Origin of the sequence: Liquorilactobacillus cacaonum DSM 21116 (genome assembly GCF_001436735.1) — a bacterium.
Lineage (GTDB): Bacteria > Bacillota > Bacilli > Lactobacillales > Lactobacillaceae > Liquorilactobacillus > Liquorilactobacillus cacaonum.
Genome location: NZ_AYZE01000005.1, coordinates 18,537 through 42,763, shown reverse-complemented (window position 1 = coordinate 42,763; position 24,227 = coordinate 18,537). Strand labels below are relative to the sequence as shown.

The 24,227-nt window shown below is 33.2% G+C and carries 19 protein-coding genes; 11 read left to right on the top strand and 8 right to left on the bottom strand.

The features are described from left to right. The first annotated feature begins 17 nt into the window (after positions 1-17). The 10 genes from FC80_RS00690 (at position 18) to FC80_RS00650 (ending at position 12,050) form a co-directional block, all read left to right on the top strand. The gene (locus tag FC80_RS00690; RefSeq protein ID WP_057828231.1) at positions 18-800 is read left to right on the top strand and encodes a DUF4422 domain-containing protein; all 783 of its coding nucleotides are present in this window, start codon (positions 18-20) and stop codon (positions 798-800) included. Between the two features lie 18 nt (positions 801-818). Then, on the top strand, positions 819-1,934 hold the full coding sequence (glf, locus tag FC80_RS00685) for a UDP-galactopyranose mutase (protein ID WP_057828230.1): 1,116 nt from the start codon (positions 819-821) through the stop codon (positions 1,932-1,934). Between the two features lie 73 nt (positions 1,935-2,007). Then, positions 2,008-3,195, top strand: a complete 1,188-nt coding sequence (locus FC80_RS00680; protein WP_057828229.1) for a hypothetical protein — start codon at positions 2,008-2,010, stop codon at positions 3,193-3,195. A gap of 433 nt (positions 3,196-3,628) precedes the next feature. Further along, a complete protein-coding gene (locus FC80_RS00675) occupies positions 3,629-4,804 on the top strand; it encodes a DUF2075 domain-containing protein (RefSeq protein WP_202813104.1) in 1,176 nt (391 codons plus the stop codon). Between the two features lie 344 nt (positions 4,805-5,148). Further along, on the top strand, positions 5,149-7,155 hold the full coding sequence (locus tag FC80_RS00670; RefSeq protein ID WP_057828227.1) for a KUP/HAK/KT family potassium transporter: 2,007 nt from the start codon (positions 5,149-5,151) through the stop codon (positions 7,153-7,155). Positions 7,156-7,450: 295 nt separating this feature from the next. After that, positions 7,451-8,623: an MFS transporter gene (locus tag FC80_RS00665; RefSeq protein WP_083486889.1), complete on the top strand. Its 1,173-nt coding sequence runs from the start codon at positions 7,451-7,453 to the stop codon at positions 8,621-8,623. A 67-nt stretch (positions 8,624-8,690) separates the two neighbouring features. Next, the gene (locus FC80_RS09720; protein ID WP_162260500.1) at positions 8,691-8,801 is read left to right on the top strand and encodes a hypothetical protein; all 111 of its coding nucleotides are present in this window, start codon (positions 8,691-8,693) and stop codon (positions 8,799-8,801) included. A 65-nt stretch (positions 8,802-8,866) separates the two neighbouring features. Next, a complete protein-coding gene (gene aroC, locus FC80_RS00660; RefSeq protein WP_057828226.1) occupies positions 8,867-10,033 on the top strand; it encodes a chorismate synthase in 1,167 nt (388 codons plus the stop codon). 80 nt (positions 10,034-10,113) lie between these two features. Further along, entirely contained in the window at positions 10,114-11,421 is a 1,308-nt protein-coding gene (gene aroA, locus FC80_RS00655; protein WP_057828225.1) for a 3-phosphoshikimate 1-carboxyvinyltransferase, read from the top strand. Positions 11,422-11,555: 134 nt separating this feature from the next. Continuing rightward, positions 11,556-12,050, top strand: coding sequence for a shikimate kinase (locus FC80_RS00650; protein WP_057828224.1), 495 nt, complete (start codon positions 11,556-11,558; stop codon positions 12,048-12,050). Positions 12,051-12,065: 15 nt separating this feature from the next. Here FC80_RS00650 and FC80_RS00645 read toward each other — a convergent pair whose 3' ends face one another. The 7 genes from FC80_RS00645 to FC80_RS00615 form a co-directional block, all read right to left on the bottom strand. Beyond that, entirely contained in the window at positions 12,066-12,566 is a 501-nt protein-coding gene (locus tag FC80_RS00645) for a DoxX family membrane protein (protein WP_057828223.1), read from the bottom strand. 186 nt (positions 12,567-12,752) lie between these two features. Continuing rightward, positions 12,753-13,607, bottom strand: a complete 855-nt coding sequence (locus tag FC80_RS00640) for a DegV family protein (protein WP_057828222.1) — start codon at positions 13,605-13,607, stop codon at positions 12,753-12,755. A gap of 368 nt (positions 13,608-13,975) precedes the next feature. Next, positions 13,976-15,094, bottom strand: coding sequence for an o-succinylbenzoate synthase (gene menC / locus FC80_RS00635; RefSeq protein ID WP_057828221.1), 1,119 nt, complete (start codon positions 15,092-15,094; stop codon positions 13,976-13,978). Between the two features lie 5 nt (positions 15,095-15,099). Continuing rightward, complete coding sequence (gene menH / locus FC80_RS00630) at positions 15,100-15,900, bottom strand: 2-succinyl-6-hydroxy-2,4-cyclohexadiene-1-carboxylate synthase (RefSeq protein ID WP_057828220.1); 801 nt, start codon at positions 15,898-15,900, stop codon at positions 15,100-15,102. 1 nt (position 15,901) lies between these two features. Further along, the gene (menD, locus tag FC80_RS00625) at positions 15,902-17,599 is read right to left on the bottom strand and encodes a 2-succinyl-5-enolpyruvyl-6-hydroxy-3-cyclohexene-1-carboxylic-acid synthase (RefSeq protein WP_057828219.1); all 1,698 of its coding nucleotides are present in this window, start codon (positions 17,597-17,599) and stop codon (positions 15,902-15,904) included. Beyond that, a complete protein-coding gene (locus FC80_RS00620) occupies positions 17,589-18,896 on the bottom strand; it encodes an isochorismate synthase (protein ID WP_057828218.1) in 1,308 nt (435 codons plus the stop codon). The genes menD and FC80_RS00620 overlap by 11 nt, the downstream gene beginning before the upstream one ends. A gap of 99 nt (positions 18,897-18,995) precedes the next feature. Then, the gene (locus FC80_RS00615) at positions 18,996-20,216 is read right to left on the bottom strand and encodes an MFS transporter (protein ID WP_235807213.1); all 1,221 of its coding nucleotides are present in this window, start codon (positions 20,214-20,216) and stop codon (positions 18,996-18,998) included. 190 nt (positions 20,217-20,406) lie between these two features. On the opposite strand from FC80_RS00615, the gene FC80_RS00610 reads away from it, so the two are divergent. Next, complete coding sequence (locus tag FC80_RS00610; RefSeq protein WP_057828216.1) at positions 20,407-22,518, top strand: putative ornithine decarboxylase; 2,112 nt, start codon at positions 20,407-20,409, stop codon at positions 22,516-22,518. 188 nt (positions 22,519-22,706) lie between these two features. On the opposite strand, the gene FC80_RS00605 is transcribed toward FC80_RS00610, so the two are convergent. Beyond that, positions 22,707-24,113, bottom strand: a complete 1,407-nt coding sequence (locus tag FC80_RS00605) for an NAD-dependent succinate-semialdehyde dehydrogenase (protein WP_057828215.1) — start codon at positions 24,111-24,113, stop codon at positions 22,707-22,709. Positions 24,114-24,227 lie beyond the last annotated feature (114 nt).

The window sequence follows — 24,227 nt, the reverse complement described above, 5'->3', positions numbered from 1 at the left end:
TCAGAAAGTGGGATTTGATGAAGAGTGAGATTTATATAGTAAGTCATAAAGATATTAACTTACCCTCAGATGACTTATATAAACCAGTGCAAGTTGGGTTGAGCACAGAAAACTTCGTTGGTTTTGAGAGAGATAATACAGGAATTAATATTGCGAGAAAGAATGAAAATTATTGTGAACTAACGGTGCAATATTGGGCATGGAAGAATAAGAAGGCGGAGATAAAGGGATTAGTTCATTATCGCCGTTTCTTTTCTAATGGTAAGAAATGTTATATGAGGAACCCCCAGAAAAAAATGCAAAACATTTTACGGATTGACAAATTAAATAAATTATTAGAAAAATATGATATGATTTTACCAAGTAAAAGAAATTACTATATTGAAACGACATGGTCACATTATGAACATTCACATCATATAAAAGACTTAATGATAACACGAGATGTGATTTCTAATCTATATCCTGACTATTTAGATAAGTTTGATGAAGTTATGAAGAGAAGTTCAGCTCACATGTTTAATATGTTGATTGCAAAGGACGAAATATTCAGTAATTATAGTGAGTGGTTGTTTAAAATTCTTGCAGAGGTCGAAAAAAAAGTTGATATAAGTGATTATTCGGATTTTGATAAAAGAATATTTGGATTTATTAGCGAACTATTAATGGACGTATGGGTCGAAAAAAATGAAATTAATTATACTGAATTGCCCTTACTTTTTATTGGCAAGCAAAATTGGACAAAAAAGATTGGTTTGTTTTTATTAAGGAAGGTCGGCTTAAGTAGAAAGGTAATATAGGAAATTTTGGAGGGAAAAATGACAAAATATTTAATTGTTGGGGCAGGGTTATTTGGAGCCACATTTGCATACGAGGCGGCAAAAAAAGGTCATGAGGTTAAGGTTATTGAAAGGCGTAATCATATTGCTGGTAATATCTTTACTAAGGAAGTTGACGGCATTCAAGTTCATCAATATGGGGCACATATTTTCCATACTTCTAATAAAAAAGTTTGGGATTATGTAAATCAATTTGCGACTTTTAATCGCTACACAAATAGCCCTGTTGCTAATTATCATGGTGAAATATATAACCTACCTTTTAATATGAATACGTTTAACAAACTTTGGGGGGTGGTGACTCCTGAAGAAGCACAGAATAAAATTAATGAACAAAAATCAATATTGAATGGTAAGAAGCCAGAAAATCTTGAAGAACAGGCAATTTCGCTTGTTGGTACGGATATTTACGAAAAGTTGATTAAAGGGTATACGGAAAAACAATGGGGGCACTCAACGAAGGATTTACCTGCGTTTATCATTCGTAGATTACCGGTTAGATTCACTTATGATAATAATTATTTCAATGATGATTATCAAGGTATTCCAGTTGGAGGATATACTCAAATTGTTGAGAAAATGTTGGCAAGTGATTTAATTAGTGTAGAAACAGGTGTAGATTTCTTTGATCGAAAAGATGAATATTTGAAAAAATTTGACAAGGTGATTTTTACTGGGATGATTGATGAGTACTTTGAATATTCATTAGGTGAGCTCGAGTATCGTAGCTTAAAATTTGAAACTGAAGAATTAGATGTAGATAATTATCAAGGAAATGCAGTAGTAAACTACACTGATGAGAAGACTCCTTATACAAGAATTATTGAGCATAAACATTTTGAATTTGGTAAGGGTGACAAGAATAAGACAGTGATTACACGCGAATATCCTAAGAATTGGAGTCGTGGTGACGAACCTTACTATCCTGTTAATAATACACAAAATAATACTTTGTATAAAAAGTATAAGGAATTGGCTGATAAGGAAGCGACGAATGTATTATTTGGTGGACGATTAGGACAATATCGTTATTATGATATGGACCAAGTAATCAGTGCTGCTTTGAATGTTGTGAAGGTTGAATTGGGTATATAATTTAGAAACTAAAATGAATGTTAATATATTATGTGCTATTTTAAGTAAAAAATACCAGTGTTGAGGTTAAAAAATGGTTGATAATGTTTGGAATCCTTCAAGAAAATTTTTGAATAATAAAAAAACTCCGATATCGGAGCTATTATATTTATCGATGCTTACAGTCTATATTGTGGCGAGCGCGATTAATGGGACAATGTTTGTTTGGAATAGTTCTGTAGGCGACTATACGTATCTAGTAAGTGAGTTGTCTATAGTAGGGGTTTTGATTAAGGTTATAGTTTTTGACGGTTGGGACTTAAAAAGCGTAGCGGTAATTATATTATCGGGGGTAACCCTTTGGCAAATTTGTTCTACGTCTAATGAATCATTATTATTTTATTATTTTGTGTACATAGTTGGTGCCAAGAATGTAGATTTTAAAAAAATAATAAAAGTTTTTTTGTTTTCTGTTACTATTGTTTTTTTAATAGCAGTGATAGCAGCACTTTCTGGTTTTATTGTAAACGTGGAGCAAGGGCGAACCTTAGAACCAACAGTTAGATATTCTCTTGGTGCAGTGTATCCGACTGATTTAGCTTCAAGGTGTTTCTATTTATTGTTATCATATACAGCCTTAAGGAAATTTAAGTTTACTATTCCAGAATATATAGCTGCGTTGGCTTTTACAGTTTTAATTTATGTGGTTACAGATACACGGTTAGATTTTCTACTGATGATTGCAGTTGTTTTAATAGTTATTTTTAGAAATACTTTGTTTAAAGTAATTAAGACTTTGAAAACAGGAATTGCAACATCTGTTATATTTATAATTATTTTGTTAAACATAGTACTAGCTTATCTATTTAATCCGGATGTTTATGTTTTTCAGATAATTAATAAACTTTTATCTGGAAGATTAACATATGGGCATGAAGCTTTTAAAAATTATAATGTACCATTGTTAGGACAATTTGTTTATCAAAATGGTAATGGTGGTGTCCATAATCAACCTTTTGCTTATTTTTATATAGATGTATCATTTATTAGGGTATTAATGATGGAAGGTATAGTAGCATTTTTTGTTTTACTAGTTGTAATTTATTTTTTGTATAAAAAGTTTTACAATGGAAAAAATTATTCTTTGCTTATTTGGTTGTTGCTAGCTATAGTTAGTTCCTTAATTGATCAACATCTGTACGAGTTATCTTTTAATATTATTTTCTTAGGATTATTTGCTGATTTGAGTTATTGGTATGATGACAAGGGTAAATATGAGTGATGGATTTTAAGTATATAATCAAAAATATATATAGTATGCTATGAACTTAAAAAGTTTACAAATTTATTATGTGGAAACTCGGATGAAATATACCGAGTTTTTTAATTTTAATTTTCAATTTTTTAGGGGGACTATTTGTAGAAATTCAATTAAATAGCATGGAAATTAATAAAAAAACTCCGCATGCATAAGCACGCGGAGAAAAGGTTGTGTGACCTACAAAGATCACTTCATTTACTTAATAGGGGGAGTAAATGAAAAGTTGTTTTTATATCAGGTTACGAGTACTATATTATGCCCAAAATGTGAAGAAAATGTGAAGAAAAGATTTAAAAAGGTTTAAGGCAAACATCCAAATAAAATCTTAATGAATTTTATTCACTTATATTTTGTAAATAGTAGTGAATGATTTATGAATGAGGAGTCTAGTTCAATGGAAAATAGCTGGCACATGGTTGATAATCTAAGCACAGAACAAAAAGCAATTAAAAAGGAAGCAATTTACTTTATCGAGGAGAAGATAAATAATTCTCAAAAGGGAGTTTTTATAATTGAAGGTCAGGCTGGAACAGGAAAAAGTGTATTAGTCACTGCTTTATTTGAAAAAATACAGGAATCTAGTAAAGAGAAAAAATCAAAAATATATGGAACTAAAAATTTTGTACTAGTAAATCATCCAGAGATGCTAAAATTCTATAAGAGAGTAGCAGGTAAATCTGACAATTTATTAAAAAAAAATTTTGAAAGGCCTACAACTTTTATTAATAGATGCAAGAAGGAAGTTAAATATGCTGATGTTGTAATTGTTGATGAAGCACATCTTTTACTTACAAAAAGGGATTCTTATAATCATTTTGATCAGGAAAATCAACTTGAGGAAATTTTAAAGTATGCCAAAGTAGTCATATTAATATTTGATAATAAACAGGTTTTAAAGGCAAAAAGTTATTGGTCAACGGAAAAACTAATGTCTCTGTTGAAAGAAACAGATATTAAGATTAAACATTTGCGGCAACAGTTTCGAATTGAGGCAAATTCCGCTGTGAAAGAATGGATTACTGCTTTTTGCGAAAAAGAAATTCTTAAACTGCCAAGCAGTCAAAATTTTGATTTTCGTATAATGGATGATGCCAATGAAATGTATCAGTTAATAAGAATGCATAATGAAAATGTAGGAACTAGTAGAGTTTTAGCTACCTATGATTTTCCCTATCGTTTAGATGGTAAGGATTATTTTGTAAATGCTGGGAATTTACAATTGAGATGGGATAGAAGTAAGCCCCAAGAAAAGCTTGCATGGGCTGAGAGAGAAGATACTATTGATGAAGTAGGTTCTGTATATACGATTCAAGGATTTGATTTAAATTATGCTGGGATAATTCTTGGCCCAAGTGTAGGTTACGATAAAGTTAAAGAAGAATTAATTTTATATTCTGAGTTTTATGAGGATCAAGCGGCTTTTAATGGTGTAAAACTATTGGGAATAAATCAAATGAATGTTAAGGAAAGGCTGATGTTGAATGCAATGAATGTTTTGCTGACCCGTCCTAAAAAAGGCCTGTATATATATGCGGTAAATGATGACTTGCGAAAGAGACTGTTACGCTGACAATAATTTTTTAATAGTATCTAAGTTAGCTACGTATGTTTACTTAATAATGGTGGACTTTTGGCATTTTTGATTATGGCGATTGTGACTGTGTTTGGAGTGTTGCCAAAAAATGTAGTTTTTATGGTGGTATGAATTGTCGAAAAATCTTATTATAATGGTAGTACTCATAGGTTAGGTACAACTTTACCAATATTAATAAAATTATGAAGGAAAACGATTAAGGGTTTACTATTAAGCCAATAATTGTTATCATTACTATCCTAAATAAGTTATTTTTTAGATTAGCTTTTGTTGAGTATTTATTAATAATCATGCTTGTTAGAAAAGAGATAATTAGGTATATGAAAAGAAAAGAGAATTTGTTTCTAGGCTCCTTAATCACATTGGGAATAGTATATGGAGATATTGGAACTTCCCCCTTATATGTAATGAATGCCTTAATTGGTGATGCAGGTAGTCTTAATAAATTAACACCAAAATTTATTATCGGAAGTCTATCCTTGATTTTTTGGACGCTAATGATGGTAACAACAGTAAAATATGTACTTTTTGCTTTAAGAGCATCTAATAAGGGTGAAGGAGGCATTTTTGCACTATTTGCATTAGTAAAAAAACAGGCCAAATGGTTAATAATACCGGCATTGATAGGCGGTGCTGCAATTTTAGCAGATGGGACTTTAACGCCTGCTGTGACTGTGACAAGTGCAATAGAGGGCTTAAAAGGTTTGAAAGTAGGAAATAAAGTATTAGTTGCAAATCAAGATCAGGTTATTTTTTGGACACTAACTATTTTATTGATTTTATTTTTAATTCAGCGTTTTGGAACTGGTTTTATTGGAAAAGCCTTTGGACCAGTCATGGTTATCTGGTTTTCATTTCTAGCAATTTTTGGAATAATGAATATGACAAGTGATTGGAGTGTTTTAAGAGCTCTTTCACCAATTTATGGCTTAACATTTCTATTTTCAAAGGCCAATCCGGTTGGAATATTCATTCTTGGCAGTGTATTTCTTGCTACTACAGGGGCCGAAGCCTTGTATTCAGACATGGGGCATGTTGGACGCAAAAATATTTATGTGACATGGCCCTTTGTTTATATTGCCTTGATTCTAAATTATTTTGGACAGGGTGCTTGGTTAATTAATCAAAACCGATTGGGACATTTAACAAATACAAATATGAATCCGTTTTTTGAAATGTTACCTTCAACTTTCAAAATAAGTGCGGTTGTGCTCTCAACATTTGCTGCAATAATTGCTTCCCAAGCACTAATTACGGGGTCGTTTACGTTGGTCGAAGAAGCTATAGGATTAAAAATATTGCCTAGATTGCGAGTAATTCATCCAAGTTTGTCTAGAGGCCAGATATATATTGCACCAGTTAATTGGATTCTGGCTGCTTTTACAACGGGAATTGTTTTGTATTTCAGAAGCTCAGATCGTATGGAAGCTGCATATGGATTGGCTATTACTGTTACAATGCTAATGACAACAATTCTACTTTATCATTTTATTAAATCCAAAATATCTCCAGTTATGGCTATTTTGGCGACGGGTGTTTTTTTAATTATTGAATCAATTTTCTTTTTTGCAAGTATAGTTAAGTTTATGCATGGTGGATTTGTTTCTGTGATAATAACTTTGTTAATTTTGTTGGTAATGGTTATCTGGTTTTATGGTAACAGAGTGCAAAATAACATTTTGGATGAATCTGAAACAGTTTCATTATTGGATTATCGAGATCAACTGAAGCAACTAGCAAATGATGAAAGTATTCCTTTTTTTATGAGCAACGTTGTGATACTTGCAAAAGTTTCAAAGGACTATTCAATTAAACGTGAAGTATTGTATTCAATATTGGATAAACAACCCAAAAGAGCGAAAGTTTATTGGTTTGTTACAGTGAATACGACAAATGAGCCATATACTAGTTACTATAATGTTGATATGATGGGGACTCGTAACATTGTAAACTTGCAGTTGTTTTTGGGCTTTAAAGCCAATCATAATGTTAATTTATATCTGAGGCAGGTCGTTCAGGAATTAATGGATGAAGATATTATAGATGAACAACCACAAAAGTACACGACAATGAAAAAAAGAGTTGTTGGAGATTTTTGTTTTGTGTTAATTCAAGAGCTACTATCTCCTAATACACAAATTGAGTCCTGGAGAAGATTGTTGATTGCGGGTAGGATTTTTTTGCAGAATCACAGTACAACACCACTTCAATGGTTTGGGCTAGAGTTTAGTGATGTTAGAATTGAAAAAGTACCATTATTTTTAAAGAAGAGAAGGACACCAATTTTAGTACAGGAAACGATTTTTAATCCTAAGAAAAACAAATAATTGACTTTTGCTTTCTAAGATGTTTCAATGCAAGGTAATAATTATAAGAGATGTTAATAAATTGCATAACCAAATGAAAGAATCAGTATTATATTGTTATGGCTTTGTCTGCAGTAAGGTCTGTATTTTTCATGAGACACGGCTGTGTATCCGTGTTAAGGTGTGCAAAATCGATTATGTACCTATTGGTTTATCAGGTATTTAGATTGATTGGTTCTTTACTTAACAATCAAATTTAGCCAGCTAGATTTTTTTCTAGTTGGCTTTTTTATTAAAAAAAGAGAGTGGGTATCAAATGCAGAAAAAAGAATATCGACATTTAACAATCGGGTTATATTTGAATTACTTTGTCCATGGAGTAGGATTAATAATCTTGGCTCAGAATATGCAAGAATTAGGTAGATTATGGGGGCAACCCTTAGCAAATGTCTCTTATGTAATTTCTGGGATTGGAATTGGTAGGCTCCTTGCTTACTTGATACTTGGAAACTTAGCAGATAAGTATGATAGAAAGCTTTTTGTTTATTTTGGAATGTTTAGTTACTTTGTTTTTTTCTTAGGTGTACTAATTGTTCATAATTTAACGGGGGTGTACTTGTTAGCGATTTTAGCAGGCATCGCAAATTCTGCTCTTGATTCAGGGACATATCCAGTTTTCCTTGAGATTGGAACTAATAACGGAGCTTCCAATATTTTGATTAAGTCTTTTATGTCACTAGGAGAATTTTTTTTACCATTAGTGGTTTCATTCTTGGAAATTCATAATTTGTGGTTTGGATGGTCGTTTGTTTTTGCTTCAATTGTCTTAATATTGAATGTATTTGTTTTAATTCCTGTCAAATTTCCTGCTAAAAATAATAGAGTCGAGACAAAATTAAACCCTTTTATTTCTTTATCGATCACCCGCCATCTAGCGTTAGGAGTTTTGTTATCTTTATATGGATATGTTTCAATGGCAACGATGATTTTATATACGCAATGGATTAGTTTATATGCTGGAAAACAATTGAATTTTAATAATTTTCAAGCACATTTGCTAGTGTCATTGTACAGCATTGGATCAATAATAGGTGTGCTCATTTTGTTCATATTACTACGAAGGAATATTACTGAGATAAGGCTCTTGATGGCATTAAACATTGTTAGTATGATAAGCTTGATTGTTGTAAACTTTTCAAGTAATAGAATGTTAGTTTATTTGGTATCTTTTACTTTTGGATTTAGTGCTGCAGGGGGAGTTATGCAGACGGGACTGAATTTATTTTTAAAAATTTATCCAAAACACAAAGGCAAGGTTACTGGCATTTTTTTCACTTTTGGAAGTATAGCTTCATTTTCTATTCCAATAATTACTGGTATTTTATCCAAAATTAGTATTGAAAAAGTGTTAAAATTTGAATTAATACTTACTCTTATAGGAGTATTAATCTCATTGGGTATAAAAATAATATCTGAGAAAAAAGTATAACTCAAGCTAAGGAAAAGTTGCATTGATAGATTATTGTCTTGGGTAGCTGCTAGAACACCGATTTAAGGTGGTTAGGGCAATTGGAGAGATAAGAACAAAAGGTCTGGAAATATTTGACCAAGCACGTGAACAAAAAATATTCAAAAAAATTATTTATAAAGCGCAGATAAAGAATTAGTACCGTATTCACAAGATATTTATAAAAATAATGAAGAATGTAAAAGACTAAGGGGGGAGTTTGTTATGAATTTTCTAACAGCAGGCGAGTCACATGGATCACAATTAACAGGGATATTAGAAGGATTTCCAGCAGGTGTGGTTCTCGATATTGAAAAAATAAATCAACAATTAAAAGCTCGTCAAGGTGGTTATGGGAGGGGAAATAGACAAAAGATAGAGCATGATATGATTCAAATTGTCGGAGGAATCAGACACCAAAAAACATTAGGCTCACCAATAGCTTTGACAATCAAGAACATTGATAATTCACATTGGGCAAAAATTATGGATCCATTATCTGCTGAAACTCCTCAAAACACGTTACGTAAAGTGACAAGGCCACGTCCAGGACATGCTGACTTAGTTGGAGGAATGAAATATGGTCATCGTGATTTACGAAATGTTTTAGAACGTTCTTCCGCACGAGAAACGGCAATGAGAGTAGCGATAGGATCAATATGCAAGCAATTGTTAAGTCAGTTAGATATAAATATTATTGGATATGTCGAACAAATTGGGTCGGTCAAAGCTCTAGGTGATAGGCCATTAAATGTAAAAGATATTGAGGATAAAATCGTTCAAAATGATTTGCGAATTATTGATAATGAGAAGATAGATGAAATTCATAAACTAATTGATGAAACAAAAATAAATGGGAACACATTAGGTGGAATTATTAGAGTGGTTGTCACTAATTTACCGGCAGGGTTGGGTAGTTATACTAGTTGGAATACTAAGCTAGACGCAAAATTGGCTGCTGCTGTTATGGGAGTAAATGCAATGAAGGGAGTATCCATTGGAGATGGATTTGAGATTGCAAAACAATATGGTAGTCAAGTGATGGACTCAATCGATTGGAATAAAGAAGACGGTTGGTCACGCACAAGCGATAATCTTGGCGGATTCGAAGGTGGAATGACCAATGGAATGCCTGTAGTTGTCTTCGCTGCCATGAAGCCTATACCGACACTATATAAGGCATTACAATCCGTTAATATTGATAATCATTTGCAACAAAAAGCAAATGTTGAGAGATCTGATACTACTGCTATTGTACCTGCTTCGATTGTTATTGAAAGTGTGATAGCTATTGAGCTAGTTAAAGAGATTTTGAATACCTTTGAAGGAAGCAACATAACAAGATTAAAAAAGCAAATTGAAGATTATCGAAAAGAAATTTCTGAATTTTGATTCAGCAGTTTAGAAAAATTTTATTTGAAGATATTTCTAGATTTGAATAATAAAAAATTATAGTTTGAGGAGTAATTGTGATGGAGAATACCAAATTAGATTCTTTTCCCCCAAAAGGGATACATGGGACGTTAATTATTCCTGGTGATAAAAGTATATCCCATCGAGCTTTGATGATTGGTGCAATAAGCGAAGGTAAGACTCGAATTAATCACTTTTTATGGTCAGAAGATTGTAAAACAACGATGAATGTACTTCAGCAATTGGGTGTTTTTTTTGAAAAAAATGACAGTGAGTTGATAGTACACGGAGTAGGTTTTGAAGGACTAAAGAATCCCGTAAAACCACTTGAAATGGGTAATTCCGGAACAACGACAAGATTGTTAATGGGCCTTCTGGGTGGAACAAATTTTTCTAGTATATTGAAAGGAGATAGTTCTTTGTCTAAAAGGCCAATGGACAGAGTGGCTAAACCTCTTTCCAAAATGGGAATAAAGATCGAAGTTACTAAAGAAGGAACACTTCCAGCAGTTGTAAAGGGAGGAAAAGTGAAAGGAACAACAATTAATTTGCAAATAGCAAGTGCACAAGTCAAAAGTGCTGTTATTTTCGCTGCTTTACAAGCCAATACAGAAACTACAATTGTTGAAAAGTTACCAACTAGGAATCATACTGAATTAATGTTGCAACAGTTTGGCGCAAAAATTGTAACAGAAAAGAATCAAAAAACAATTCATGTTGAACCGACGAGTAAGTTAAGTGGGCAAGTAGTTAATATTCCAGGTGATATTTCATCGGCAGCTTTTTTTATAGTTGCAGCCACAATTATACCAAATTCTAAGATTACATTGCGCGATGTTAGTTTGAATCCAACAAGAACAGGTATTTTAAATATCTTAAAAAAAATGAATGCGGATATTAAAGTAAGGTATAAAGAAAACCAAGGTGAAAGTTACGGTGACATTGAGGTGAAATCTAGTAAATTAAATGCAATCGAAGTAAAAGAAGAAGATATTCCCTCACTAATTGATGAATTACCATTGGTTGCTTTACTTGCAGCATGTGCAAAAGGTACAAGTGTGATAAAAGGAGCGGCGGAATTACGAGTAAAGGAAACTGATAGAATTGCAACTGTTACTGAAGAATTAAGTAAATTAGGTGTAGATATTAAGGAATTATCAGATGGTATGATAATTAAAGGTATGAGAGAGTGGGAGATAAAGAATAACCAATTAAATAGTCATGGAGATCATCGAATCGGGATGATGTTAGCAATTGCTGCTTTGCGAACAACGAACAATCTGTATTTAAAAAATGCTAATGCAATTGCAATTTCATACCCTTCTTTTTTTTCGGATTTAAAAACAGTATTAAATGAAAAAGTTTAATTTTATGGATGAGATGAAGATTTTTATTAAAGGACTAGGGTGGTGGATCAATTAAATTATTTAGCACATATTAACATATTATTGCAGAATCAAAAAAATTAGGAACAAGTTAGATTCTTAGAAAAGGTGAAATGATGAAAGCAATTTTAATAGGATTTATGGGAAGTGGAAAAACCACAGTAGGTAAACTGCTAGCAGCACATTTGACACTACCACATGTAGATTTAGATAAAAAAATCGTTGAATATACGGGAAAAGAAATTAAAGAAATTTTTTCTCAATATGGGGAAAAGAAATTTCGTGAATTGGAACAAAAAACACTTGTGGAACAGCTCGACAAAAAAGGAGTACTCTCAACAGGTGGAGGTACTCCAATATCAGAACAAAATCTAAAAATTTTACAAGCAGTTAAAACACCTGTGATTCTTTTGGAAACATCACTGAACACAGTTTTAAAAAGAGTAGCCCAAAGTCAAGATAGGCCAATTATTAATCAATTATCCAGGAATGAATTGTTGGAGTTATACAACCAAAGAGCACCATTTTATCAAAGATGTGCTGATTTGAGAGTAACTACAGATAATCGTTCCCCGTTAGAAATTGTCGAATGGATAAAGAATAATCTATAAAAATGGAGTAAAGAGTCAGTAAGTTTCTACAGAATTACTTAAGAATGGAGATTTGGTTCTAATAAATGGAATTATAAAACGGTCAAAGCCTATTTTTCCTGCATTATATCCCGCGACTAGAATAATAAATTCAAGAAAAATGTACTTAGGATTAACGGAGATGCTTCCGGCTAGTAAGTAACTAAAGTTCATCATGAGTGCAAAAAATGTAGCAGTTGTTGTAAATGCACCAAAAATTAATCCTAAACCAATAAATATTTCTCCCCAAACAACTAGGAAATTAAAAATTCCAATGTTTGGAGCAACAAAGTTTTTTAATATTACTGAAAACCAACCATATGCAGCCTGACCAGTAGGATCAAGTACTGGATTTTTAATCGCTGCTGAGATGAACTTTTCAGCAGTAAAACCGCTAACTTTTTCAATACCTGTCATTAACCAAAGCACGCCTAAATAAACTCTGATGATTGCTAAAACAATACTACTTACATTTGAACTACGTAACCACTTAACCATTATACATCCCTCCATGAAATAAAAGAATTCGCTTTCACAAGGTAAGTATATACATTGTGAGATTAAAATGCAAAGAAAGTGAATTTCTGAACAAAGAAATTCACTTTCAATAAATTAAAATTTTCTTTTAAAAAATGCGATGCAATTATGTCTAACTTACTTTTACCCTAGGGGATTTCGTTGTGATTAATTGTCTTCTTTCTCAGATAAGGTAATTACACCAATAGCATTCAAACCTGTATGGGTCATAATGATAGGACTGGTTAGTTCGGACAAGTAAGGAATGTTGGTTTTATCACCTATTATTGTGGTTTTTAATCGTTCTATAAACTCTGGTTCTGGATCGACATGAGAAAGAGCCAAATCGATAATAGGGTTGTCAACATGTCTTTGGGCAAGTTCTTCACAGAATCTAACAAAAGTTTTTTTGCTACGCCCCTTAACAACTGGATCAAGACTACTGTCGCCTAGTTCGACGATAACTTTGAGGTTAATTAATTTTGTTAAGGTACCTGCCAAACGACTTACACGTCCACCTTTTACTAGGCAATCTAAATTATCAATTAAAACATTTATTCTGGTGCGTTTATAAATTTGCAAACAATGTTCTTTGATTTCTGCAATGCTCTTCCCATCAGCTAAGTCTTTTGCAGCGGCAATGACTTGATAAGCTAGGCCACGATCTGTTGATTTACTGTTAATCACTGTGACATTGGTTTCGGTCATGGTTGCAGCAGTTTGTGCGGTTTCATAAGTACCACTTAAAACATCAGAAATCATTATGGCAAGAACTGAACTACCATCTGCACCAAGTTTATCGTACATTTCCACGAATTTTCCAAGAGCTGGTTGACTTGTTTTAGGGAATCGACCAGCTCGTAAGTTATCAATGAGTTCTTGTCGAGAAATATCTACACCATCTATAAATGTCGTACCTTCAATTTCAATAGATAAAGGAATAATATGAATCGAATATTTCTTTATTTCTTCAGCTGTAAGCTGAATTGAAGAATCAGTTAGGATTTTAATGGATTTAGTCATGCTGTATGCTCCTTAGATTTTGTAATCTATTTTTTATTTATGGTCAATATTTATTATACACCAAATAGTTTTCAACTCAATATCATATAAACTTCAAGTCTAGGTAGACATTTGCTACACTAAGTGAATTATAACAGAAATAGATAATCAAGTTATCTATAAATAACTATAAAGGACATCAAATTTTATATTGCGCTGTCTAAAGACTGATTTTTTTTTAACCAAAAAGGGGAATTAATGTTTGGGGGTATTTCTTACTTGATATTTCTGCATGAAAAAGTTACACAGTGTAAGGGTAAGATATTATATCAGAATACGAAAAATTATAATGTATATAGGGACATTATAATTTTTTAATGCACAATTAATTACAAAATATTAGTAGTTTCTTGCAATTGATTCTCATACTCAAGGAATAGGGAAACACCAATTCCTGTAGAACTAGGCAGTTCGAGCTGACCTTTGCATAATATAAAATTAGATTTGATAATATCTTTGAAATAATATCGAGAAGATGCGGAAATATCTCCGGGGAAATCTAAACCTGCTAGGCTAGCAACTGCTAAGTTAGTCGCTCTTCCAATTCCTCCTTCGAGCATCCCACCGCACCATATTATTAAATTGTTTTGCCAACAAAATCTGATTATTTCAAGTGCATTTGCAATGCCTCCAACTCGTGAAATTTTTAAATTGATGGCTCTGGCACTTCCTAGAGCAAAGGCGGTTTTTACATCATCTAAAGAGAAAATATTTTCATCTAAACAAATAGGAAGGTTAATTTTACTTTGTAAATTAGCATGATCAACAAAATCAGTTGTTCTTAATGGTTGTTCAATCATTACAAGATTTGGTAAATCAAGATTTTTGAGGTAAGAGACAACATTTAGATTAAAACTGGAATTTGCATCAATCATGAATGCTAAGTCACTAAAACTATGTATGATTTTTAGAGCGCTTGTTAAATCAGAATAGGACTTAACTTTAATTTTAATACGAGTATATCCTTGTTTTTTTGCTGAGATAACTTCCCTTTGCAAATCATGCAAAGAAGATTGCATACCAATGCTGATACCAACAGCAACTTTTGCACGATAAGTTGTATTCATTTTTTTTGCTAGTAATGAAGCTAAAGAGAGATTTAGCGTTTTTGCAAAGAGATCCCAGTAAGCAGTTTCAATAGCAGCTTTAGCCATTTGATTTCCAGCAACTAAATTGAAGATTTTTGTGATGTCCTCTGGTTGCTTAATATCAACATTTTTTAAAAGAGGTGCAAGGATGGTTTGTATGATTACCCGAGCCGTTTTTTGAGTTTCGGCTGTGTAATAAGGGAATGAAAATGTTTCAAGTTCACCATACCCCCAAAGCCCATTGGTATCTTTAATGCCTATAATCGTAATTTCACGTTCTGAGACGGATTCGTGGCTACTAATAAATGGACTTTTAAGTTTCAAAGTTACTGGAAGCAGATGCATTTCTATAATTTTCATTAAAATTATCCTCTTTTCAGTATCAATTTAGTGAATTGCTTAGGTTGCTCTAAATGGATGTTGTGCCCAGCATTGTTAACAATAAAATGATCAGAATGTGGGAGAAGGTGCTGCATTTGCGTAGTGATTTTTTTGAATTTAGGGTCAAGTTCGCCAGCAAATAAAATGGTTTCTGTATTTAATGTTTTTAGTTTATCCCAATAATTAGGCATTGTGCCAGTTCCCATACCTAAAAGACTATTTACAAGCCCTTGATTGGATTGCTTTAGCCGTTGTGATCGTACAAATGATTGTAAGTGAATGGGGAGTTTTTTTTGGCTACTAAATAGAGAAAGATTTTCCCAAAAATTTACAAAGTTTTTTAGACTATCTTCTTGCAGACGTCTGGCTAGCTTTTGGTCATTGAGTAGTCTAGCCTTTCTTTCATGATTGTCAGCTATTCCAGCTGTGCTGCTTTCAAGAAAAAGTTTTTGTACAATTTGAGGATGTCTTAATGCTAGAGAAAGTGCCAGTCTACCACCCATTGAATACCCTAAAACATTAACTTTTTGAAAAGTAATTGAAGTGATAAGTTCAACCAAATCGTCAGCTTGATGTTCAATAGAAAAGTCAGCTAGGGTACCACTGTGCGAAGACTGTCCATGTCCCAATAAGTCAGGAATAATCACAGTTCCTGGAAGTTGTTTGGCAATTGTTAAAAAATCATTGTGAGAGCCCATGAAACCATGTAAAAGTAGCCAAAATGGCCCTTTTTGGTTTTTAACAATAATGTAATAATAACTTAGCTGTTTAGTGTTAAAGAACATATCAAAGCTCCTTAGTTATTTGTTGTTTAAAGTTTTCTATCAATGACTGACGAAGAGCAACGTTTTCATTTCTATTAGTTGGAACTTCAATGATTTCAAGTCCTAGTGTAGGTGATTTTAGAAGGCTTTTTAGTTTCTTGTCAGTAGTCGCTAATGAATATTTTGCGTTATAAAGTGTAGCTATTTGAGCAATATCAATGTCTAATGGTGTTCCAAAGACTGTTTCAAAATTGTCACTGCCAGCTTGAGGGAGGAAGGAGAAAATTCCACCACCGTTATTATTAATAACAATTATCTTTATCTTTAAATGGTATTTTTTAGCCATCATTAATCCATTCATATCATGAAAGAAAGCTAAATCACCAGTTAATAAAAGCGTATTAGTTGAATTGATACTGATTCCTAAAGCAGTAGAAATAATACCGTCAATTCCATTTGCTCCACGATTGCAGAAAATATTAAGTGGACTTGTTGGTTGTAAAACACTGTCGACATCACGAATGGGCATAGAATTGCTAACGAACAAATTACTATTAGAATTGCAGGTTTGAGCAATTGCTCTTACAACATCGAGTTCATTTAATAAGTTCACTGAAGAATTTTTATTGATAGAAGTAAAAATCCGTTCTACATCAATCCATTTTTTTAGCCATGTATTAGAGGTGGCCACTGGCCTTAACTTTTCGAAAAAATCTTCCGAGGATAGATTTAAAGAGAAATCTGAAGTTTTTGTGTAGTCACTGTGATTGTTGTTTTCGTCTAAAAAATATATTTGTGCATGACTATTCTTCAAAAAATTTACGAGTGAGGCAGCTACAAATGTTTGACCTGTTCGAATGACAATATCTGGTTTCAAAATATCTAGATTTTTAAGGCCAATTTTCAAGAGAGAATCATAGCAAGTAATTAAATTAGTGCTATTCATTCCACGTAGTTCGCTTAAAGGATCAGCTAAAATAGGCCAACCACTTTTTTTAGCCCATTCTAACATTTTTAGATTACCTAGAGGAGTTTGTTGTGGTCCTGCCAAGATTATACCTCTTTTATTTTCAAATGAATTATGAAGCTTTTCACTTAACTTATCGTTAAAAGAAGAAATGAACGGAAGAAAATTGTACTTTCTTTGGTTAAGATCAAATACAAGGGGCAAGTCAGGCATCAAGGGTTTACGAAATGGTTGATTTAGATGTATTGGACCAGCTGGGTTAGTCATTGCGGCTTGGAAGCTTTGTTGAATAATATAATTTGTATAGTCTTTTGAGTCTTGATTTGTTTCAGGCAATGGGAGTTCTATAAAATCCTTAACTTGGTTACCAAAAAAACGATTCTGGTCAATTGCTTGAGGCGCTGCAATATTTGTTAATTCTGGCGGACGGTCCGTTGTTAACACAATAAGTGGAATATGTGAAATTTTTGCTTCGCAAATTGCAGGATAAAAATTGGCGGCTGCTGTGCCAGATGTACAGACTAGCAAGACTGGAATGTTAGTTTTTTTGGCAATCCCTAACGCAAAGAAAGCAGCAGAACGTTCGTCAACGTCAACAAATAAATTAATTTTTTGTTCATCAGCCAATTGTGCCAAGCCTAAAGCTAGAGGTGTTGAACGAGAACCAGGGGCAATTACAGCATTTTTTAGTCCTTGCAGTAAGAGCCCGTTTAAAATGATTGAGATGTGATCTGTTAGCATTTTATTTTTCACTATGACTAACTCCTTCTAGAACTTGTAGAATAGGTTGGAACTTCATACGAGTTTCCTTAACTTCATTTTCTGGGATAGAACCAGCTACAATCCCAGCTCCAGCAAATAAAAAAGCCTTGTTTGCTTTTAGAATTCCAGAACGGATACCAACTGCGAGTTCTCCAGAATTGTCGAATGAAATATGACCAACAGGTGCTCCAAATAAACCACGAATAAATGGCTCAACCTTGTTTATTTGTTTGAGTGCATCTGCTTTTGGGAGCCCACCAAGTGCTGGAGTAGGATGAAGTTCTCCTAATAGAGAAAATAAATTATAAAATCCCATTCCTGTGATAGGTGTGTAAAGATGTTGTACATTTTTATTTTTAAGCAAGATTGGATTTTGAGGATGATTTACAATGAGCCCTGTTTTTTTTAAAATTTCGCTAATAGTATTGACTACAAATTGTTGTTCGCCGCGATTCTTAGGGTCTGTAATTAATTTTTTGCCTAGCTCTGCATCTTCTGAAAGTGTATCTCCTCTTTTTATTGTTCCTGCCAGAGCAACTGTTTCAAATTGATTTGCACTAAATTTAGCGAGCCTTTCTGGAGTTGCGCTAATAAAAAGTGAAGTGTTTTGTTTTAAAAGAATACGATATGTGTTTGGCTGAGTGTCTTTTAACTTTTTCCACAGTGTATGAACCTTAAATTCATGAATGAACTCAACTTTTAGGCTACGCGCAAGCACAACTTTTTTTAAATTTGTTTCTTTGATAAGTTTGGTTGTTTCAGCAACAGCATCTTTCCATTTAGTAACAGCTAACTCTTCGGTTTTTGTTATTAGATTACTATATGGCTTTTTTTTCGTGTCAACAGTACCTAGTAGTCTCAAAAAAGCTGTTGATTCTTGAATAATAGTATTTTTTGTAAAACTGCAGGTAACTAGTGTAAAGTTTTTTTTCTCAACAATTACAAGAAATTTTGGCAAGAAAAAAAACCCGTTGGTTAGAGACTCCCAGATTTCAGAGTTTTGCTGCCCAGAGGTGAAACTAAAACTACCAACAATTTGGGGTAATATCTGTGCATTTAAAGGTTCAAGTTTGGAAAAAAGATAATTTTGCCACTTAGCTACAGCTGTAAATTGATTTTCATTTTGCTCACCGGGCTTTAATTGTGAGATGGAATCAAATGCATAGATGTTTTGACCAGTAGGTGAGTGAAATAAAAAAGCAATACTGTACTTTTGAACAAGCAAGGCTAAATTATATTCAGATACTGATTCAAAAGCGGTATTAAGGTAATAAATTTTTTTTGTCAATTAAAAACAGTCCTTACAAGAATTTGAAGTTTTTTAGAAAATTGTGATTACTAATAAAATTAAAGGGTGGATTGCAATTATGTTTGAATCAACCGTTGTTTAGCTTTTCTTTTTTGCATGAAAGCGTAATTCAGGTAAAAATAATAGCACAATAATGAAATTAATTAACAATGATATTGCCGTGAAAACAAAGACACCATTGTAATCAAAAAAATTAGGAATGATTCCACCAAAAAGAGAGCCAAACATACTGCCAAGTGCTTGAAATGATTGGTTCCAACTGAAAACAGTACCTGTTAAGGTTGGTGGCGATTCTTTTGACAATATGGTCTGGATTGTTGGAAAGAGCGCTCCATCGGAAATACCAATCATGAAACGTAAAATTCCAAGCATCCAGACACTTGTAACTAATCCTTGCGGAAAATACATAATGATTGCAAATAAGAAGCCAAATATTAGAACTTTACCATTCCCTTTGCGATCACCAAGTTGACCAAGTCGTGGGGCAGCAATTAGCGTTGATAGACCTGGTAAAGCAGCAATTATACCTGCTGCAATAGTAATTGGACCAATACCATGCATGAGCTCCTTAACATAGAGACTTATAATCGGTGTGATTGAATTATTTCCCATTTGAATAATCATGGTTGAAAAAAGAAGTACAATGATGGTCTTAGGATTTTTAAGTTGTGAAAGGGTGGAAACATGGTTTACTTTCTGGTTAGTAGTTGTAGTGGGTTTAAAATTTTCGTGAACAAAAAATAAACTTAAGAAGAAAACGATTAATAATAAAATCCCAGTTAAAACAAATGTAATTCTGATGGAGAATATTTGGGCTAATAATCCACCTAAGACAGGTCCAATCAGGTTACCGGAAACGTAACTAGTTGTAAGGATTCCTAAAACAGTTCCACTTTTTTCTTTGGGGGATTCAGTGGCAATTAACGCGGAAGCATTTGGGATATAACCAGCGCAAAGACCTTGTAAAAAGCGTAAAATCAATAACGACCAGATATTGTGGACAAATCCACAGGCAGCAATTATAATAGCCATTCCAAGTGATGAACGAAGTAACATGAGTTTACGGCCACGACGATCTGCTAAACGCCCCCAAATAGGTGAAACAACCGCGACAACAAGGAAAGTAATTGCGTAAGTTAAACCACTATAAATAGTAAGTTGACCTTTACTAAAGTTGCCTAGTTCACCAACGTAAAGGGAAAGGAAAGGAGCAATCTCACTAAATCCTATGCCTGCGATAAAGCAGCCAATCCATAGGACAATTAGATTACGCTGCCATTTTTCTAGTTTTACAAGCAATTGTGTCATCTCCAATGAATTATAAAATGTAAGTATATTATAAACTTAATTATGATTACTTAGCAAAAAAATGGATAATTGTGGTTTAAACTTTAAGATTTTTTAGAATAGTAATAGTACGAAAACAAAACTTGTCTATTGAAGACTTATGTAGTTGAATTAAAGTAGTATAGGTCAAGGAGAGGATAGAATGGGTTTTCTAAAAATTGCGGCAACTAAGCAAGTATATGATTTTCTAGATATTACACAAAAGATAACGATACTAAATGCAACGTTAAATGTATCAGAGATTGCAGTGATTGTGAAGTTAAAAGATGAACAGATTGATGATAAGATAAAAGCAAAATTGGAAAATAGTGGTTTAGAGATACCAATATTTGAGCTAAATAGTGCTAATAAAGATAAAAAAAAGCAATTTGATGAAATAGTCAAATTGGCAAAAAAATATGAAGAGGAAAATACGCCAAAATTCGTTGTAGATTTGCTAAATTATGCAAAGAAACGGCCGATTAGTTTTACCACACCTGGACATCATGGAGGGCGATTTTATGAACATCATCCAGCGGGAATAACTTTCAAAAACTTTATGGGTGATAATTTTTTTCAAACAGATGTAAGTGATACGGTTACAGAACTAGGAGATACACTGACACATGCAGGTACTCCCTTAGAAGCTCAAAAACAGGCAGCAAAGGTCTATAATGCAGATAAAGTTTATTTTGTAACCAATGGTACTACATCAGCAAATACAATTTGTGCGATGTCAGCACTTACACCGGGAGATTTAGTTTTATTTGATCGTAATAATCATAAATCGCTTTATAATAGTGCATTAATTATGAGTGGAGCTATACCTATATATATACCAACTGACCGTAATCCTTTAGGGGCAATAGGAGCTATGGATGAAGATTTTCTTGATGAAGAATGTCTAAGAAATGAGATTGCTAAGGTTGCACCTAATAAAGCAAAAGAGGCAAGACCATTTAGAATGGCTGTTATCCAAGTTGAAACATATGATGGAATATTGTACGATGCACATCGAATTATCCGTAAAATAGGTAAATTATGTGATTACATCTTATTTGACTGTGCTTGGGGTGGATATGAGCAATTTATACCAATTTTAAAGGAACTTTCACCATTCACAATGGAGCTAACTCCAGAGGATCCTGGGATTTTGGTAACTCAATCAATTCACAAACAACAAGCAGGAGTAGCACAATCTTCTCAGATATTAAAAAAGGATAGACATATAAAAGGACAAAAAAGGTATATTGACCATAAACATTTTAATCATACTTATTTAAAATACGTAACAACTAGTTATTCTTATCCGGTATACGCGTCACTTGCAGTGAACGCATATATGGCAGAAGGTAAATTTGCGACAACCCAATGGACGCAAACCTTCTATAGAGGTATTGATATACGCAAAAAGTTGTTGAGAAATTCAAAACTTTTTAAGCCTTTTGTACCAACAACGATTGATGGAATATTGTGGGAAGATATTTCTGATGAATTAATGTTGGAAAAAGCTAAATGGATGCTGAAAACAAAAGACTTGTGGCATGGTTTTAAAGATGTAAAAGATAATCAAGTTGTTCAAGATCCGTTTAAATTAATTATTACAACTCCAGGAGTTGATGTTAAAGACGGGGTTTACGACAAAGTTGGAATTCCAGCAGTAATTGTTAATGCTTTTTTGACAAAAGAACGTGTTATGTCAGCAAAAGCAGATTTAAACTCTTTGCTTTTCCTATTGACTCCAGGGGATGAGAGCGTTGAATTAGATATATTATTACAAAAGTTATTGGAATTTGAACAAGATTATGAGCAAGATGTCAGGCTAGTTGAAATATTACCAAAACTGGTTGAGAAGTATAAGGAAAGATATCAAGATTACACATTAAAAGAATTGTGCTTGGAAATGCATGAATATTACAAGGAACATCAGACCTTTGAATTGCAGAAAAAATTATTTAAAAAAAAGACTTTCCAAAATTATCAAAAGTCTCCGTACGAAGCTGATCTTGACTTTATGCGTAATAATGGTGAGCTAATTGAACTGTCCAAGTTAAAGGGTAGGGTAGCGCTTGAAGGGGCACTGCCATATCCTCCAGGGGTCTTTATTGTTGCTCCTGGAGAAAAATGGGAGCAGGTTGATATTGATTATTTTCAAACATTACTTGGTGCAATGACAAGATTTCCGGGTTTTGATCCTGAAATCCAAGGGGTATATTTAAGACAAGTAGACGGTAAATATGTTGCTTATGGTTATGTGGAAAAATTGAGGGATTAAAGAACTTTATAAGATTATGTCCACTTTATTATATTTGTTATTGGATAGAATGGTATTTTTTATAAACAAAAGGAGCTAGGTCAGAAATTAATCTGGCTTAGCTCCTAATTTTTTCAGATAAATGTATCCAAAGTTTAAATATTACACGACAAATTTAGTTACTAGATAACTGAAATTTGTTAGTTTTTCTAAAAAAGTGCTCCTCCGAGATTTTCTAAATCGGGATCGTCAACAGATACTATTAATTTATCATTGACAAAAGCATTAAGTCCTAAACTACTCATTTCACGACCGTAACCAGAACGTTTGACACCACCGAATGGAATTTCTGGTAAGGTGTACAAGAATGTATTTACAAATACCATACCTGTTTCAATTTGTTGTGCAACTTCTTCTCCATGCTTACGATTTCCAGCAAAAACAATTCCACCTAATCCATAATGTGAATCGTTTGCAATATCGATGGCTTCTTGTTCACTAGATGCACGATAAACTTGTGCAATTGGGCCGAACATTTCTTGATAATAAGCTGGATTGTCAGGAGTAACATCTGTAATGATTGAAGGCTGGAAGAATTGACCTGGTAGGTCGATTGGTGTGTTACCAAAGTACAATTTAGCACCTGCAGCAAGTGCATCATCTAATTGTTTTTGCAAAGTTTGTTTTGCTTTAGCAGATGATAAAGGTGCGAGTGTTGTTTTTTCATCCATAGGGTCGCCAGGCACAAAATTTTTGTAGCTTTCACCTAGACGTTTAATAAATTCATCATATAAATTATCAGCAACAATGAAACGCTTGGAAGAAGTACATACCTGTCCAGCATTGTAAGTACGTGAGCGACTTGCAACTGAAATTACTTCATCAATATTAGCATCTTCAAGAACTATAAATGCATCATTTCCACCAAGTTCCATCGAAGATTTTTTCAAATATTTACCAGCTGATTGAGCAACAGAACTACCTCCGCGTTCAGAACCAGTCAAAGCAACACCTTGAATACGGTCATCTGCAATCACTGAATCAACTTGATCATGGGTTAAGAATAGATTAATTAAACTTCCTTTTGGAGCACCAGCTTTTTCAATCATTTCTTGGAAAATAGCTCCTGCCCAAGGGGTATTTGATGAATGCTTCAAAATCATAGGATTACCAACCATATAATTTGGAGCGTAAACACGCATTATTTGATAATAAGGAAAGTTCCACGGTTCGACCATTAGCAATACACCAACAGACTCTTTTTCAATTCGTGCATTTTTGCCAGCTGTTGTTTTTAAAGGAATAGGAGAGAGCATATCAGAGCTGTTATCAGCAAAATAATCAGCAATCATTGCACATAATTCAACTTCTCCACGTGCTTCACCAATCAATTTACCCATTTCAACAACTAATATTTTTGCAAGTTCTTCGGAATTATCACGAAATGTTTGTGCAACATCATGTAGTTTTTGTGCGCGATCTGCAACTTTTTCTTTCTTCCACACACGGTAAAGATTATGTGTTGTTGTAAGAGCTTCCGCTATTTGAGAATCAGTTGCATTTGGAAATTCTTTGACGATTTCGTTTGTAAAAGGATTTATTGTTTTGTATGCCATTTTTTATTCCTCCAAAATTGAATTTTAAAGATGTTAATAATTAACTTACTAAAAGGTAGAAAGTAAATACTTACAATTAGAGTGTACTCTAAAGAATTGGTGTGGTCAATTATA